Source organism: Catenulispora sp. EB89 (assembly GCF_041261445.1).
Taxonomy (GTDB): domain Bacteria; phylum Actinomycetota; class Actinomycetes; order Streptomycetales; family Catenulisporaceae; genus Catenulispora.
This window is the reverse complement of record NZ_JBGCCU010000001.1, coordinates 442,264-458,203: the sequence shown is the minus strand read 5'-3', so window position 1 is coordinate 458,203 and position 15,940 is coordinate 442,264. Positions and strand designations below refer to the sequence as shown.

10 protein-coding genes are annotated in these 15,940 nt (G+C 71.1%); 7 read left to right on the top strand and 3 right to left on the bottom strand.

Translation table 11 applies throughout. From position 1 onward, the window contains the following. The first annotated feature begins 122 nt into the window (after positions 1 to 122). Positions 123 to 3,482, top strand: a complete 3,360-nt coding sequence (locus tag ABH920_RS02140) for a HAMP domain-containing protein (RefSeq protein WP_370346134.1) — start codon at positions 123 to 125, stop codon at positions 3,480 to 3,482. After that, positions 3,479 to 4,099, top strand: coding sequence for a two-component system response regulator (locus tag ABH920_RS02135; protein ID WP_370346132.1), 621 nt, complete (start codon positions 3,479 to 3,481; stop codon positions 4,097 to 4,099). The genes ABH920_RS02140 and ABH920_RS02135 overlap by 4 nt, the downstream gene beginning before the upstream one ends. Positions 4,100 to 4,244: 145 nt before the next feature. On the opposite strand, the gene ABH920_RS02130 is transcribed toward ABH920_RS02135, so the two are convergent. Together ABH920_RS02130 and ABH920_RS02125 are read right to left on the bottom strand one after the other, a co-directional pair. Continuing rightward, complete coding sequence (locus ABH920_RS02130; RefSeq protein WP_370346130.1) at positions 4,245 to 5,156, bottom strand: EamA family transporter; 912 nt, start codon at positions 5,154 to 5,156, stop codon at positions 4,245 to 4,247. A 46-nt stretch (positions 5,157 to 5,202) separates the two neighbouring features. Continuing rightward, a complete protein-coding gene (locus ABH920_RS02125) occupies positions 5,203 to 6,309 on the bottom strand; it encodes a LacI family DNA-binding transcriptional regulator (RefSeq protein WP_370346128.1) in 1,107 nt (368 codons plus the stop codon). Positions 6,310 to 6,402: 93 nt separating this feature from the next. Between ABH920_RS02125 and ABH920_RS02120 the strand changes: the two genes are divergently transcribed. The 3 genes from ABH920_RS02120 to ABH920_RS02110 are packed head-to-tail and all read left to right on the top strand — an operon-like array spanning position 6,403 to position 9,475. Next, entirely contained in the window at positions 6,403 to 7,563 is a 1,161-nt protein-coding gene (locus ABH920_RS02120) for a Gfo/Idh/MocA family protein (protein WP_370346126.1), read from the top strand. 8 nt (positions 7,564 to 7,571) lie between these two features. Next, positions 7,572 to 8,648, top strand: a complete 1,077-nt coding sequence (locus ABH920_RS02115; RefSeq protein ID WP_370346124.1) for a dihydrodipicolinate synthase family protein — start codon at positions 7,572 to 7,574, stop codon at positions 8,646 to 8,648. Beyond that, on the top strand, positions 8,645 to 9,475 hold the full coding sequence (locus ABH920_RS02110; RefSeq protein WP_370346122.1) for a sugar phosphate isomerase/epimerase family protein: 831 nt from the start codon (positions 8,645 to 8,647) through the stop codon (positions 9,473 to 9,475). Before ABH920_RS02115 ends, ABH920_RS02110 begins: the two co-directional genes overlap by 4 nt. Positions 9,476 to 9,551: 76 nt before the next feature. Here ABH920_RS02110 and ABH920_RS02105 read toward each other — a convergent pair whose 3' ends face one another. Further along, positions 9,552 to 11,435: a putative Ig domain-containing protein gene (locus ABH920_RS02105; RefSeq protein ID WP_370346120.1), complete on the bottom strand. Its 1,884-nt coding sequence runs from the start codon at positions 11,433 to 11,435 to the stop codon at positions 9,552 to 9,554. Positions 11,436 to 11,691: 256 nt separating this feature from the next. Here ABH920_RS02105 and ABH920_RS02100 point away from each other — a divergent pair, with 256 nt between their 5' ends. Together ABH920_RS02100 and ABH920_RS02095 are read left to right on the top strand one after the other, a co-directional pair. Then, entirely contained in the window at positions 11,692 to 14,814 is a 3,123-nt protein-coding gene (locus tag ABH920_RS02100) for a LuxR C-terminal-related transcriptional regulator (RefSeq protein ID WP_370346118.1), read from the top strand. A gap of 32 nt (positions 14,815 to 14,846) precedes the next feature. Then, positions 14,847 to 15,929 (top strand): LacI family DNA-binding transcriptional regulator, encoded by a 1,083-nt coding sequence (locus ABH920_RS02095; RefSeq protein ID WP_370346116.1) that lies wholly within the window; start codon positions 14,847 to 14,849, stop codon positions 15,927 to 15,929. The last annotated feature ends 11 nt before the right edge of the window (positions 15,930 to 15,940 follow it).

Sequence of the window (15,940 nt, the reverse complement as noted above, 5' to 3'; positions counted from 1 at the left end):
GACAGACCGAGAGAACACCGGGCGGCCGCCGCCGCACGTCGGGTGACTCCGCGAGAACTGAGAGTCATCTGGCGTCGCACATCAGGACGCGGGCCGGCCGCCCATGTCAAGGAGGCGCGGCGATGACGCTGCAATCGGAACGCCTGGCGGACGCCGAGCTCGATCGCCAGCTCGGAGCCATCCTGGAGGTGGCCCAGGCGGTGGCCCGGGGCGACCTGTCGCGCAAGATCGCGCTGTCCGGGGACATCGTCGACGGACCGGTGGCCGAACTCGCCCAGACCATCGACGCCATGGTCGGGCAGCTGTCCGGCTTCGCGTCCGAGGTGATCCGGGTGGCCCGCGAGCTGGGCACCGAGGGCCGCCTCGGCGGTCAGGCCACTGTCCCGCACGCCGAGGGCATCTGGCGCGACATCACCGACTCCGTGAACTCCGCGGCCCGCAACCTCACCGCGCAGGTCCGCGACATAGCGGGAGTGACCACCGCGGTCGCGCAGGGCGACCTGACCCAGAAGATCACGGTCGAGGTGGCCGGCGAGATGCTGGAGCTGAAGGACACCATCAACACGATGGTGGACCAGCTCTCAGGGTTCGCCGACGAGGTCACCCGCGTGTCCCTGGAAGTGGGCACCGAGGGCCGGCTCGGCGGCCAGGCCCGGGTGCCCGGCGTGGCCGGCACCTGGAAGGACCTCACCGACTCGGTGAACTCCATGGCCGACAACCTGACCACCCAGGTGCGCAACATCGCGCAGGTGGCGACGGCCGTGGCCTCCGGCGACCTGACCCAGACCATCACCGTCGACGCCCGCGGCGAGATCCTGGAACTGAAGACCACGCTGAACAAGATGGTGGACCGGCTCGGCACCTTCGCCGACGAGGTCACCCGCGTGGCCCGCGAGGTCGGCACCGAGGGCAAGCTCGGCGGCCAGGCCACGGTGCGCGGCGTGGCCGGCACCTGGAAGGACCTCACCGACAACGTCAACGCGATGGCGAACAACCTGACCAGCCAGGTGCGGAACATCGCGCAGGTGACCACCGCGGTCGCCAACGGCGACCTGTCCAAGCGCATCGACGTCGAGGCGCGCGGCGAGATCCTGGAACTGAAGACGACGTTGAACACCATGGTGGACCGGCTCTCCGCGTTCGCCTCCGAGGTCACGCGGGTGGCCCGCGAGGTCGGCACCGAGGGCAAGCTCGGCGGCCAGGCCACGGTCGAGGACGTCTCAGGGACCTGGCAGCGGCTGACCGAGTCCGTGAACGAACTCGCGTCGAACCTGACCACGCAGGTCCGCGCGATCGCCGAGGTGGCCACCGCGGTCACCGCCGGCGACCTGACCCGGCTGATCACGGTCGAGGCCAAGGGCGAGGTCGCCGACCTGAAGAACAACATCAACCAGATGATCGGCAACCTGCGCGAGACCACGCGCCGGAACGACCAGCAGGACTGGCTGAACACCAACCTGGCCCGGATGAGCGGCCTGATGCAGGGCCAGCGCGACCTGGACGCGGTCTCCGCGCTGATCATGAGCGAGCTGACCCCGCTGGTGAACGCCCAGTACGGGGCCTTCTACCTGGCCCGCCGGGAGTCCGGCACGAAGGTGCTGAACCTCATCGCCTCCTACGGCGTGGACCGCGAGTCCCCGGACGTCACCTCGCGCTTCCGCCTGGGCCAGGGCCTGGTCGGCCAGGCCGCGGTGGAGCGCAAGCCGATCATGATCCAGCACGCCCCGGTGGACTACATCCGCATCTCCTCCGGGCTGGGCTCGGCCCCGCCGTCCTCGGTCGCGGTGCTGCCGGTGCTGTTCGAGAACGAGGTCATGGCGGTCATCGAACTGGCCAGCTTCCACAGCTTCGACGAGGTGCACCGCGCGCTGCTGGAGTCGCTGATGGAGATGGTCGGCGTCACGGTCAACACCATCACCGCCAACACCCGCACCGAGGAGCTGCTCGGCGAGTCCCGCCGGCTGGCCGACGAGCTCAAGGCCCGCACCGACGAGCTGCAGATGCAGCAGAAGGAGCTGCGCCGCTCGAACGCCGAGCTGGAGGAGAAGGCCGAGCTGCTGGCCCGGCAGAACCAGGACATCGAGGTCAAGAACTCCGAGATCGAGCAGGCGCGGCAGGAGCTGGAGGAGCGCGCGAACCAGCTCACGATGTCCTCGCGCTACAAGTCCGAGTTCCTGGCGAACATGTCGCACGAGCTGCGCACCCCGCTCAACAGCCTGCTGATCCTGGCCCGGCTGATGTCCGACAACGCCGAGGGCAACCTGACCGAGCGCCAGGTGGAGTACGCCGAGACCATCCACGGCGCGGGCAGCGACCTGCTCCAGCTGATCAACGACATCCTGGACCTGAGCAAGATCGAGGCCGGGCGGATGGACGTGCAGCCCGCCCGGATAGCGGTCAGCCAGCTGGTGGACTACGTCGAGGCCACGTTCCGTCCCCAGACCGAGCAGAAGGGCCTGGACCTGCGCGTGCGCGTCACGCCCGCGGTGCCGGCGCACCTGTTCACCGACGAGCAGCGGCTGCAGCAGGTGCTCCGCAACCTGCTGTCGAACTCGGTGAAGTTCACCGAGTCCGGGCACGTGGAGCTGGTCGTGGACACGGTCGACGACGTCGTGCTCGGCGGCCCGGAGGACAGCAACGAGGTCGCGCTGGAGCCGGCCGTGTCCTTCGCGGTGTCCGACACCGGCATCGGCATCGTGGACGACAAGATCCAGACCGTCTTCGAGGCCTTCCAGCAGGAGGACGGCACCACCTCGCGCCGCTACGGCGGCACCGGGCTCGGGCTGTCGATCAGCCGGGAGATCGCCAAGCTGCTCGGCGGCGGCATCCGCGCCGAGAGCCAGCGCGGCCGCGGCTCGACGTTCACGCTGTTCCTGCCGCACGCGGTCGGACCGGACGGCGCCGCGGTGTTCGGCAGCACCGGCAGCCTCGGCTACGGCACCAGCCCGCTGCCGGCCGGCGGGACCGCCGAACCGGCGCCGACACTGCCGCTGATCCCCGAGCAGTCCCCGCATCCGGACCTGTATCTGCCCTCCACGGAGCTCTACGCGGCCGGGTCGGACATCACCTTCGACGGGGAGAAGATCCTCATCGTCGACGACGACATCCGCAACGTCTTCGCGCTGACCTCGGTCCTGGAACAGCAGGGCTGCACGGTCATGAACGCCGAGAACGGCCGCGCGGGCCTGGAGGCCCTGGAGCGCGCCGACGACGTGGCGCTGGTCCTGATGGACGTGATGATGCCGGAGATGGACGGCTACGCCACGATGGCCGCGATCCGCGAGATCGACCGCTACAAGAACCTGCCGATCATCGCCCTGACCGCCAAGGCCATGCGCGGCGACCGGGAGAAGTCGATCGAGGCCGGCGCCTCGGACTACGTCACGAAACCGGTGGACACTCCCCACCTGCTCTCCGTCATGCGAGGCTGGCTCGACGCCGATACCGGCGCCCAGCCCGCCGCAGGAGGCCAGACCCCGTGACCGACGCCCACCGCGCCTCGACGCCGGCCGACGCCGACATCAAGATCCTGCTGGTCGACGACCGCCCGGAGAACCTGCTGGCCCTGGAGTCCATCCTGGGCTCCCTGGGCCACGAGCTGATCACCGCGTCCTCCGGCGAGCAGGCACTGCGCGCGGTCCTGCGCGAGGACTTCGCGGTGATCCTCCTGGACGTCCGCATGCCCGGCATGGACGGCTTCGAGGTCGCCGCGCACGTCCGCCTGCGCGAACGCTCCCGCGACACCCCGATCATCTTCCTCACCGCCGCCGGCGACGGCCCGCACCAGACCCTGCGCGGCTACGCGGCCGGCGCCGCGGACTACCTGACCAAACCCTTCGACCCCTGGGTCCTGCGCGCGAAGGTCGGCGTCTTCGCCGAGCTGCACCGCAAGAACCGCCAGCTGAAGGAGCAGGCGGAGATGCTGCGCGAGGCGGCGGGGGTGACGCCGCGGATGCTGGACGAGCTGTCGAACCGGCTCGGCGCCATCGAGGGGACGCTGGCGCTGCTGGTCGACCAGGACGGCCGCGAGGGGACGGTCGGGCGGCTGGAGCGCCGGGTGGTGCGGATGCGGGCGGCTTTGGACGCGGTGCGGGTTTAGCGGCGCGGCGCCCGCGAGGCTGCGGCAATCCGGCTGGCGAGACTGCTTGCGGTGCGGGTTTAGCGGCGTGGCGCCCGCGAGGCTGCGGCATTCCGGCTGGCGAGACTGCTTGCGGTGCGCGGGTTGTGCGGCGCTGCCAGAGCCCTTATGCCGCTTCGAGGATCAGGATCCCGCTCGCGATCGTCACCGCGGCGAAGATCCGGTACCGCCCGAAGGGCTCGCGCAGGAACACCGAGCCCAGCGCCGCCCCGAAGATCACGCTCGTCTCCCGCAACGCCGACACCGCGGCGAGCGCGCCCCGCGTCTGTGCCCACAGCACCAATCCGTAGGCCACGAAGGACAACGGTCCCGCGATCACGCCCCGCACCACATCGCCGCGGCTCAGCTTGCGAAGTGTCACCCGGAAGCCTGCGGCCGCGCCTGTCGCGCCCCGCCGCATCATGATCGTCACGCAGGCCGCCGTCATCATCGTGCTCTCGGCGAGCATCATCCACACCGTGTACCCGGCCGCCGTGCCCGAATGCCGCACCGCGACACCGTCCGTGACCGTGTACGTCGCGATCGACAGCCCGGTCATCGCCGCCCAGAACAGGGCTTTGCCCTGTGTCCGCTTCGGCCGCCCGGCGGAGAACACGAGCACCGTCAGCCCGCCGCAGACCACTGCGATGCCCAGCGTCTGGTGCCGCGACATCGGATCGCCCAGCAGCGTCGCGAACCCCGCCACCACCACCGGCGACAACCCGCGCGCCAGCGGATAGACCTGGTTGAAGTCGCCGATCTCGAAGGTCTTGATCAGCATCAGGAAGTACCCGACGTGCAGCGCCGCCGACACCAGCAGCAGCGCCCACGAGGCCTGAGCCGGCGCCGGGACGAAGAACAGGCCGAGCCCGGCCAGCGCGCCGGCGGACAGCGTCATCAGCAGCGAGGCGGTCAGCTTGTCGGGGATGAACTTGAGGATCGCGTTCCAGCTCGCGTGCAGAAAGGCCGCGGACAGGACGACGGGGACCAGGATTCCGGGCGCACCGGCAGCCGTGGCCTCAGCGCTGAGCAGACTCAATTCCCCACCCCTATTACCCCCATGTATTCGTGTCCTGCGAACAGTCTCAGGCGGGCGGCCCTGTGCTCCCCCGCACAATCAGTTCAGTAGCACTGTGCACGACGGTGCGCCCCTCGGCCTCGCCCTCCGTGCCCTCCGCGCTCTCTGCATCCTCGGCAGCCTCAGCGACCGGCTCGACCACCATCCGCATAGCCTGCGCCCCCATGCCCTCGGTATCGACGCGCACCGTCGTCAGCGCGGGCACCAGATCGGCGCAGATCGGCAGGTCGTCGAAGCCGACCAGGCTCACGTCCGCCGGCACGCGCCGCCCGGCCTCGCGCAGCGCGGCCAGCGCCCCGATGGCCATCACGTCCGCCATCGCGAACACCGCCGTCACCCCGGGATGCTCGGCCAGCAGCCGCCGGGTGGCGTCGTATCCGCCGTCGCGCGTGAAGTCGCCCTCGATCTCGTGCGCGACGACCGGATCCCCCGCGCTCTCCGCCAGCCCTCTGCGAAACCCCTCGGAGCGGTCGGCGATCGTGACGAGTCCGCGCGGCCCGACGACCATCCCGATCTCGCGGTGCCCCAGCCCGGTCAGATGCAGCGCCGCTTCCCGCGCGCCCTGTACGTTCGCCGGCAGCACCGCGTCGATCTCCGGCCCCTGGTCGCCGATGGTCACCACGCGTCCGCCGCCCTGCTGGTAGTCCAGCAGCCGCTCGCGCAGCGGCTCGGCCAGCGCCGGGTCCACCGGCGGCGAGCCGGCGACCAGGATCGCGCGGGCCCGCTGGGCCCCGAGGCGGGTGATGTAGTCCAGTTCCAGAGCCGGCTCGCGGTAGGTGTTCGCGACCATCACCAGCAGGTCCCGCTCGCGCGCCACCCGCATCGCACCGGCCGCGATGGCCGAGAAGTACGGGTCGTTGACGTCGTGCACGAGCAGCCCGACCAGCGACGTCGTCGCGCGCGCCAAAGCCTGCGCCGGGCCGTTCGAGACGTAGCGCAGCCGGGTGGCGACCTCGCGCACGTGCTCGCTCAGCTCCGCGTTCACGATCCGGGTGCTGCCGTTCAGCACTCGCGAGGCGGTGGCCAGCGAGACGCCCGCGGCGTCGGCCACCTGCTGCAGCGTGGCGCCGACGCGGCGCGGGGCCGGCGAGGGTGTTGACCTCTGCGTGGACACGCTCGTAACCTATCGCCTCAGGACGGGTTCGGAAAGCGCTTTCCAGTGCCGATCGGGCCTTTCGGTGATCACAACTAGATCTCGGGAGCAGCGATGACACGCGAAGTGATCGGCATAGCGATGAACGGCGTCACCGGACGCATGGGCTACCGGCAGCACCTGCTCCGGTCGATCCTGGCGATCCGCGAGCAGGGCGGCCTGGCGCTGCCCGACGGCCGCACCGTCTGGCCCGAGCCGGTCCTGGTCGGCCGCAACGCCGAGAAGATCGAGGCGCTGGCCGCCCAGCACGGCCTGGACAAGTGGACCACCTCCCTGGACGAGGCGCTGGCCGACCCGTCGGTCACCGTCTACTTCGACGCGCAGGTCACGCAGGCCCGCGTCCCGGCGCTGACCAAGGCGATCGAGGCCGGCAAGCACATCTACACCGAGAAGCCGACGGCCGAGACGCTGCAGGAGGCGGTCCGGCTCGCGCAGATCGCCGACGCCGCCGGGATCAAGCACGGCGTGGTGCAGGACAAGCTGTTCCTGCCGGGCCTGCTGAAGTTGAAGCGGCTCGTGGACTCCGGTTTCTTCGGCCGCATCCTGTCGGTGCGCGGCGAGTTCGGGTACTGGGTCTTCGAGGGCGACTGGCAGCCGGCGCAGCGGCCGTCGTGGAACTACCGCAGCGAGGACGGCGGCGGCATCATCCTGGACATGTTCCCGCACTGGCGGTACGTGCTGGACCACGTGATCGCGCCGGTCCGGAGCGTCTACGCCGAGGCCCGCACGGACATCCCGACGCGCTGGGACGAGCAGGGCCGGGAGTACAAGGCCACGGCCGACGACGCCGCGTACGCCATCTTCGAGCTCGAAGGCGGGATCGTCGCCTCGCTGAACTCCTCGTGGACCACGCGCGTGCACCGCGAGGAGCTGGTCGAGTTCCAGATCGACGGCACGCACGGCAGCGCCGTCGCCGGGCTGCGCACCTGCAAGGCGCAGCACCGCGCCGCGACGCCGAAGCCGGTGTGGAACCCGGACATCCCGGCGACCGAGGACTTCCTCGCGCAGTGGCAGGAGGTGCCGGACAACGCCGTCATGGACAACGGCTTCAAGGTGCAGTGGGAGATGTTCCTCGCGCACCTGGTCGCCGACGCGCCGTACCGCCACGACCTGTGGGCCGGGGCGCGCGGCGTACAGCTGGCCGAGCTCGGCGCGCAGTCCTGGCGCGAGGGGCGCAAGGTCGCCGTGCCGGAGCTCGACCGGGCCGGGAAGTGAGCGGCGCGATGAGCGGCTTCACTTCGCGCGTCGTGTATGCCGCCGCGCACGTTGTGGCGGATCCGGACGCGGACAACGGCGCGGGCAAGCCCGCGGTCCTGGACTGGGACGCGACGCTGCGCTTCCGCGAGCACCTGTGGTCGCTGGGCTTCGGCATCGCGGACGCCATGGACACCGCGCAGCGCGGGATGGGGCTGGACTGGTCGGCGACGCAGGAGCTGATCCGGCGCAGCGGTGCGGCGGCGAAGGCGGTTGACTCAGCCAACGTGCCTGCGCTGCTCGCGTGCGGCGCGGGCACCGACCAGCTGGCGCCGGGCGCGCATTCGCTCCCTGATATCAAAGCCGCGTACGAGGAGCAGCTCGGCGTCGTCGAGGCGGCCGGCGCCCGCGTGATCCTGATGGCCAGCCGCGCCATGGCCGCGTCCGCACAGTCGGCCGAGGACTACCTGACCGTCTACGGATCCCTGCTGAATCAGGCCTCGAACCCGGTGATCCTGCACTGGCTGGGCGACATGTTCGACCCCGCCCTGGCCGGCTACTGGGGCTCGCCGGACATCCCGACCGCGATGGCGACGGTCCTGGAGCTGATCAACGCCAACCCGGCGAAGGTCGACGGCATCAAGATCTCCCTGCTGAACGCCGACTACGAACTCGAACTCCGCAGCGAACTCCCGGAAAGAGTCCGCCTCTACACCGGCGACGACTTCAACTACCCGGAACTCATCAAGGGCGACGACGCCGGCCACTCCGACGCGCTGCTCGGCATCTTCGACGGCATCGCGCGCCCCGCCTCACAGGCCCTCCAGGCACTGGACCGCGGCGACCTGGAGGCGTACGACCGGCTGATGGGGCCGACGGTCGAGCTGTCGCGGCACATCTTCGAGAAGCCGACGTTCAACTACAAGGCCGGCCTGGTCTTCCTGGCCTACCTGAACGGCCACCAGGACCACTTCACGATGGTCGGCGGCCTGGAGACGGCACGCGACGCGGAGCACCTGACGGAGCTGTTGCGGCTGGCGGAGATCGCCGGGGTCATCGACGATCCGGAACTGGCCGCGGCCCGGTTCGCGGCGGTCGTCGCATGAAGCTCTCCCTGAACCAGGCCACCGTCAAGCGCCTCACCCTCGCCGAGGCCGTCGACGGCTGCGTCCGCGCCGGCGTCCCGGCCATCGGCCTGTGGCGCGACCGCGTGCAGGAGATCGGCATCGAGGGCGCCGCCAAGATCGTGCGCGAGTCAGGCCTCGAAGTCACCAGCCTGTGCCGGGGCGGCTTCATGACCGCCGCCAACACCGAGGAACGCGCCGCCGCGCTCGCCGACAACAAGCAGGCGGTCCTGGAAGCCGCCGGCGTCGGCACCGACGTGCTCGTCCTCGTCGTCGGTGGGCTGCCCGCCGGCTCCAAGGACCTGCCCGCCGCCCGCACCACGGTCGCCGAGAGCATCGCCGATCTCGCGCCGTTCGCCGCCGAGCACGGGGTGAAGCTCGCGATCGAGCCGCTGCACCCGATGTTCTGCGCCGACCGCGCCGTGGTCTCCACGCTCGGGCAGGCCCTCGACATCGCCGAGGCGTTCCCGGCCGAGCAGGTCGGCGTCGTCGTCGACACCTACCACGTGTGGTGGGACCCGCGGCTGGAGGCGTCGATCGCCCGTGCCGGCGCGGGGAACCGGATCCTGTCCTACCAGGAGTGCGACTGGGTCGTGCCGCTGCCGGCCGACATGCTGCTGGGCCGAGGGCACGTCGGCGACGGCCACATCGACTTCGCGCGGATGCGGGCTCTGGTCACCGCCGCGGGGTGGAAGGGCCACGCCGAGGTGGAGATCTTCAACCAGGAGATCTGGGACACGGACGGCGACCGGACCATCGCCACCGTCCGGGCCCGCCACGAGGCGGTCAGCGCCGCCTCGGGGCTCTGAGACAGCCCCGCACACGAGAACGGATCCGGCCCGCGAAGGGCCGGATCCGCCTGTGTTTCACAGGGAACTGATCAACCTACGACACCGTCACGTCGTCGTACAGCGTGTACGTCGGGTCGCCCGGGTAGTTGTCGTCGTGGTTCGTCAGCGTCAGCGTGTAGCTGTGGCCGGCGGTGACCGCGGCGGTCACCTGCTTCCAGCCCGAAGTCGGGTTGGTGCAGGTCTTGGCCAGAACGGTCTTGGTGGTGCCGGTGGTGTTGTCCTTCAGCGTCGCCGTGGCCCAGTCGTACTGGACGGTGTCGTCACAGGTCACGTTGTACCAGAAGGCCAGATTGCTGTTGCCCGTGCCGGCCTTGAAGGTCTGGGCGATGGACGAGGTGCTGCTCGGGTTGGTGTTGCCGAGCTCGGCCGCGTAGCCGCCGGAGTGCGGTCCGGAGGTGGTCGCGGCGGTGACGCCGGAGGCGGTCCAGCCGGACAGCGAGCCGTTCTCGAAGCCGCCGTTGACGATGACGTTGCCGCCGCCGGTGGTGGAGTTCACGGTCCAGCCGAAGGACGCCGAGCCGGAGGCCCCGGTGCCGTCGGTGGCCGTGACCGTCACCGACGAGCTGCCGGCCGTGGTCGGGGTGCCGGAGATCAGGCCGCTACCACTGTTGATGGTGACGCCCGCGGGCAGCCCGGTGGCCGAGTAGGTCAGGGTCTGCGTCGAGTCCGAGTCGGAGGCCTGGACCTGCAGCGACACCGCGGTGCCGACGGTCGAGGTCTGCGCGGCCGGCTGCGTGACGGACACCGTGCCGGTGCCGCCGCCGTTGCCGTGCGTCAGGATCTGGTGCGAGATCGCGCAGCCGTTGGTGTCGTTGGACCAGCTGGCCTGCTCGGCGAACGAGTCCGAGCCCATGGTGACGTTGGCCGCGCCGCCGGTGGTGCCGGGCTGCAGCCACGCGCACTCGTCGGAGTTCTCCTGCTGGTAGTAGGAGCTCGACGAGTCGTGGTTGGTCCAGCCGCCGGCCGGGTTCTGGTCCGACATCATCTCGTGCCACTCGTGGCCGAGGGTCATCGTGTAACCGTCGAGGACGCCGTTGCCGCCGGAGTTGATGAAGTTGGTGCCGCAGGTCTGGCCCACGTCCATGTTGTACGGCTGGTTGGAGAACGCGATGTCGCCGTAGTTGCTGGTGACCGCGCCGCCGTTCAGCGTGGTGTCGCCGTTCCAGTCGTGCCAGGCGCAGTAGCCGGTGTTGGGGTCCTGGTAGCCGTCCGGGTCGGTGCCGTGCGGGGACAGGATCACGTAGTACGCGTCGCGGTTCGCCGCCGCGGTGGTGTTGCCGAAGTGCCCGGCCGCGTTCACCGCCTCCACGCCCAGCTGGTGGCCGGTCGCCGCCGAGGGGGAGGCCCCGGAGTTGTCGTACCAGACACCGGACAGCACGCCGCCGGTCTGGTAGGGCACGAAGCTGGCGTTGCTCGGGCAGCTGGTCGCGCCGCTGGCCACGTTGGGGCCGTCGCACCACTGGGTGAGGTCGGCCGACCAGGTCTCGCCGCCGGTGCCGATGTCCTTGAACATCTTCTGCACGACCGGGGCCGCGCTGTCCGGGTCGCCCGAGAAGTTCGCGAGCCCGTTGGAGTCGGTGCTCTGGGTACCCCACTGGGTCCCGTAGAACACGAGGTACACCTTGGCGTGGCCGTCCAGCACGCCGATGCCGTCCGTGCCGCCGCCGTACGACAGCGTCTCGGAGCCGGTCGCGGCCGCCGTTCCGGCGGCGTTTATACGGTCGCACAGAGTCTGTGTCGCCGTAAGCTGCACGCCGTGGTTGTGCTGGTGGTGCGGGGCGTGCCTGCAGGACGCCGGGTTGATGTCCCAGGCCTGCGCGGTCTGCGCAGAGGCCGCCATGAGACCGAAGCCGGCCGCCATGGTGGCGACAGCCGCTCCGGCCGCCGCGGCTCGTCGCCGCGTGTACGTGTTTTTCATCTCCGCCTTCTGTGGGGTAGAGGGGAAAGGTGGCGAGCTAAGAATTTGCTGAAGGCCCGGTCCGACCGCATCGGGGGAAACCCTTGAACAGCTCCGGCATGACCAGCTCTTTACTTCTGGCGTCGTGGCCCGGAACACAGCGAGAACTCTTGTGACCGCGGGCATGCACGGCGTAACCTTCCCCGAACGGCCCCCACGCCCCACCGGGTTCGGGACCCGCAGCCGTCACCGGCACCGCGACCGCCAAGGACTTGACATGATCGGGCATGGGGAGCTCGTCGCCGCGCTGGTCGCGCGCGCCGCCGACGGCCTCCCGACGTCATTGGCCGCCCCGCCCGGCCGCGGCAAGTCGGCCCTGCTGGACGCGGTCGCAGAGCCCTGGATCACCCGCGACGATCATGTGGTGTGGCTGACGGCGGCGCCGGCTGACCGCAATGTCCCCTTCGCCGCATTAGCCGATCTCCTGTCCGAGGCACCCGATCTGCCCGACCCCTGGCTCGCGGCAGTCCGCCAGGCGTTACGGCGCATACCCGGAACGCCCGACCGCGTGGCGATTCGCTTAGCCGCGCGGGCCTGCATAGACAACGCGGTGCCGCCGGACAAACGCATCCTCCTGCTGGTCGACGACATGCAGTGGTGGGACGCGGAGAGCCTGGACGTGGTGGCGTACCTCGCCCGACACGGCATCCCGGTGGTCGCGGCCACCCGCCCCGGCGGCCCGGTGGACCTGCTGGGCCGCGACGCCCTGGAACTGACGGTCCCCCCGCTGACGGCGGAGCAGACCACGACACTGTTGCAGCAGCGCGGAATCGGCTTCCGCGTCGCGGCCCGCGTCCACTCCGCGGCCGGCGGGAACGCACGGCTGACGGTGGAGATCGCGCGCGGGCTGGACGCGTCATCAGGCGCCCTGGACGTGGTGACGACACCGGCGGCGGCACGGCGCTGCATCCGCGGCTGGATCGACGAACTGCCGACGCCGGACGGAGTCTGGCGCACTCTGCTGATCGCCGCACTGGCAGCAGATCCGTCGATAACGACACTGCGCCGCACCGCCGGCCCGGACACGCTGGAGGCGCTGTCCTGTGCGGAGCAGGCCGGACTGATCGCGGTGGACGTGCACGGAACAGTCAGCTTCCCGGCCACAGCGGTCCGCGACACAGTGCTCGCCGACGCATCGCAGGAGACGCTGCGCACCGCGCACCTACTGCTCGCCGAAACCACGACGGACCCAACGGCCCGCCTGTGGCACCGGGCCTCCGCCGCCCGCGACCGGCCCGACCTGGAGATGGCCTCGGACCTGGCCATCGCCGCCCGCGCAGTACGCCGACGCGGGGATCCAGGCCGCGCGGCGGAGTTGTGGCTGCTGGCGGCGGAGATGATGCCGGCGCGGGAGGCGGAGACGCACGAGGCGGCCGCGCGGGAGGCGGCGAACGGCTCGCTCGCGGCGCTGCCGGCTCCGGTCAGCGGGACGGCTCGGGCTGGGCATCCGGCCGCCGCACCAGATCTCGCCACTGATTCCACCGCCGAGCACGCGCCGCACCTCGCCGGATCTGCCGCTTCCGCTACCGACGGCCCGCCACACTCCACCGGCACACCGCCGCCTGCGCCAGCCGCTGGCTCGACCCTCCTCGGCGCCGGGCCGCAGGCCTTGCAAGCAGCCGAGCACGCGCCGCACCTCGCCGCTTCGCCGCCGCCGACCGCCGATCCCACAGCCGGTTCAACCAGCCCTGCCGCCGACCAGCCGCAGCACCTCATCGGGCCTGCCTCGCTGGCCGCCGACCGCCCGCCGCATCTCGCAGCCTCGCCGCCGAGCCCAGGCTCCGCCCCGCCGCCCCCCGCCGCGCGCCCCACCGCCATCGCCGCTCTCCTCCTCGCCGCCGCGACGGATGCCGCGGCCGCCGGTCGCTCGCACCTCGCGCGTACCGCGGTCGCGCGGTTGGATCGCACCGAGTCCGATCATGCGGCGCGCGCCCGGGCTCGGCTCGCTGTGGTCGATGCGGCCGGGCAGGCGGTCGGTGGGCTTGATGACATTCTTGGCCGCGCGTTGGCCGATGCCGAGGCCGCCGCTGATCCGGCGCTGCTTTCCGCCGTGCATCTGCGCGTCGCGTGGCATGCGCATCTCGCGCTCGGGGACAACCGGCGGGCTCATGATGCCGCGCGGGCCGCGGTGCGGGCTGCGGAGCTTTCGCAGAATCCTGAGTCGCAGGCCGACGCTCTGGTCATGCTCGCGCGGATCGAGCAGTTGCTCGGCGAGGCCTCCTATCCGCGCGTGCTGCGGCGTGCGCTCGCGCACAGTCCCGATCCGGCGCCCGGTTCGCTCATCAACTCCGCGCGCTGGCTGTCCGTGCGCTTCGCGCTCTTCGCCGACCAGCTCGACGAGGCGCGCTATCACCTCCGGCAGCTCATCTCCTATGCCGAGCGCAGCGGGAGCCATGGGGATCGGGCGCTGCTGTTGCGCGGTTCTGTGGAGATCGAGGCGCGGGCCGGGCACGGTGCCGCCGCCATCCGTGCTGCGCGGCGGCTCGAGGAGCTGCCGGGTGCCGAGCGCGCCTCCCCCGGGCCGGTGTTGTTCACCTCGGCGCTGGCGCAGGTGGCCGGGGGGACGTTGGAGGAGGCGCTGCGGCTGGCCGATCGGGGGACCGCCGCGTCGGCGCAGGAGCAGGACCAGATCTTCATGACGCGCTGCCTCGCGCTGTCCGGCGAGGTGCGCCTGCTGCTGCGCGACACCGCCGGCGCCGCCGACGATCTGCAGCGGGTCAGGACCCTGGTCGACGAGCAGGGCATCGCCGATCCCGCCGCCGTGCGCTTCCACGCCGACCTGGCCGAGGTGCTGGTCGCGACCGGGCAGGCCGAGGAGGCGGCGGCGGTCGTCGCCGAGACACGGCGCGCGGCCGAGCGGCTACAGCGGCGCGGGGTGCTGGCGACGCTGGACCGGGCCGACGCGGTTCTCAAGGCGGCGCAAGGGGATCACGCCCGCGCCGAAGCGCTCCTGCACCGCGCCGACCACACGTTCCGCGCGCTCGGACTGCCGCTGGAGCGCGGCCGCGTGCTGCTGACCCGTGCGTCCCTCGACAAGCGGCGGCGGCGCGCGGCCTCCGCGCGGCACTTCCACGACCAGGCCGAGGCGGTGTTCCGACGCGCGCAGGCGCCGTTGTGGGAGCCTGCGGAGGTGGTCGTCGAGGCGCCGGCGCCGGATCTGTATCTGACGGCCGCCGAGCAGCGCATCGTCGCGCTGGTCACCGAGGGCCTGCCGAACCGCGAGATCGCCGCGAACCTGTTCCTGTCGGTGAAGACTGTGGAATCAGTGCTGACCGGTGTTTACCGAAAGCTCGGCGTCCGATCGCGCACTCAGCTGGCCGTGCTTCTGCGCGATGATTAGGGGAAACGCTTTAGAAAACGTATTCTTTCCCCGTGGCGAGACGACCTGACAGCGACGCCGGTTCCCCCCAAGGCCGCGCGGCGACCATCCGCGACGTGGCCACCCGCGCGGGGGTCTCGGTCGCGACCGTCTCCCGGGTCCTCACCGGCAACTACCCGGTCGCCGCCACCACCCGCACCAGGGTCCTGCGCGCGGTCCGCGACCTGGACTACGTCGTCAACGCGCACGCCCGCGCGCTGGCCGGCAACCGCTCCAAGATCATCGCGGTCCTGCTCTCCAACCTCACCTCGCCCTTCTACAACCGCGTCGCCTCCGGCGTGGAGCAGCAGGCGGTCGCCGAGGACCGGCTGTGCATGGTGAGCACCACCGGCGGCGACCCGGAGCGCGAGGTGAAACTGGTCGAGACGCTGCGCGAGCAGAGCGTCGACGCCGTGGTCCTGGTCGGCGGCGTCATCGACGGCCCCGAGTACCGCGAGCACATGGCGCGCCTGGCCCGACTCCTGGACAGCGCGGGCTCACGCCTCGTGGTCTGCGGACGCCCCTCGCCCGGCGAGAACCTGCCGGTGACGGTGGTCGAGTACGACAACGCCGGCGGCGCCTTCGCCGCGACCAGCCACCTGCTGTCCCAGGGGCATCGCAGGGTCCTGTTCATCGGCGGCGACCCGCAGAACACCACGACCCGCGACCGCCTCGACGGCTACCGCCGCGCCATCCAGGCTTACGGCGTCGCCGAGGACCCGAGCCTGGTGATCGTCGGCAACCAACTCCCGCCGTTCGCCTACGCCGAGCTCAAGAAGCGGCTGGCCGCGGGCCCGCCGGACTTCACCGCGGTCTTCGCCTGGGACGACCACATCGCGGCCCGCGCACTCGTCGCGTTCCGGGAGGCCGGGGTATCGGTGCCGGACGACGTGTCGGTGATCGGATACAACGACGAGCAAGAAGCGCAGGACCTCTACCCGGCGCTGACCACCGTCTCGATCCCGCACATGGAACTCGGCCGCGAAGCCGTCCGCCTGGCCCTGCACCGCGACGAAGCGGCCGCCCCGAACCAGCACGTGATGCTGGGCACCCACATCGTGCTGCGGGATTCGGTGCGGCCGCGGATCAACGTCTGAGTCGGCGACGG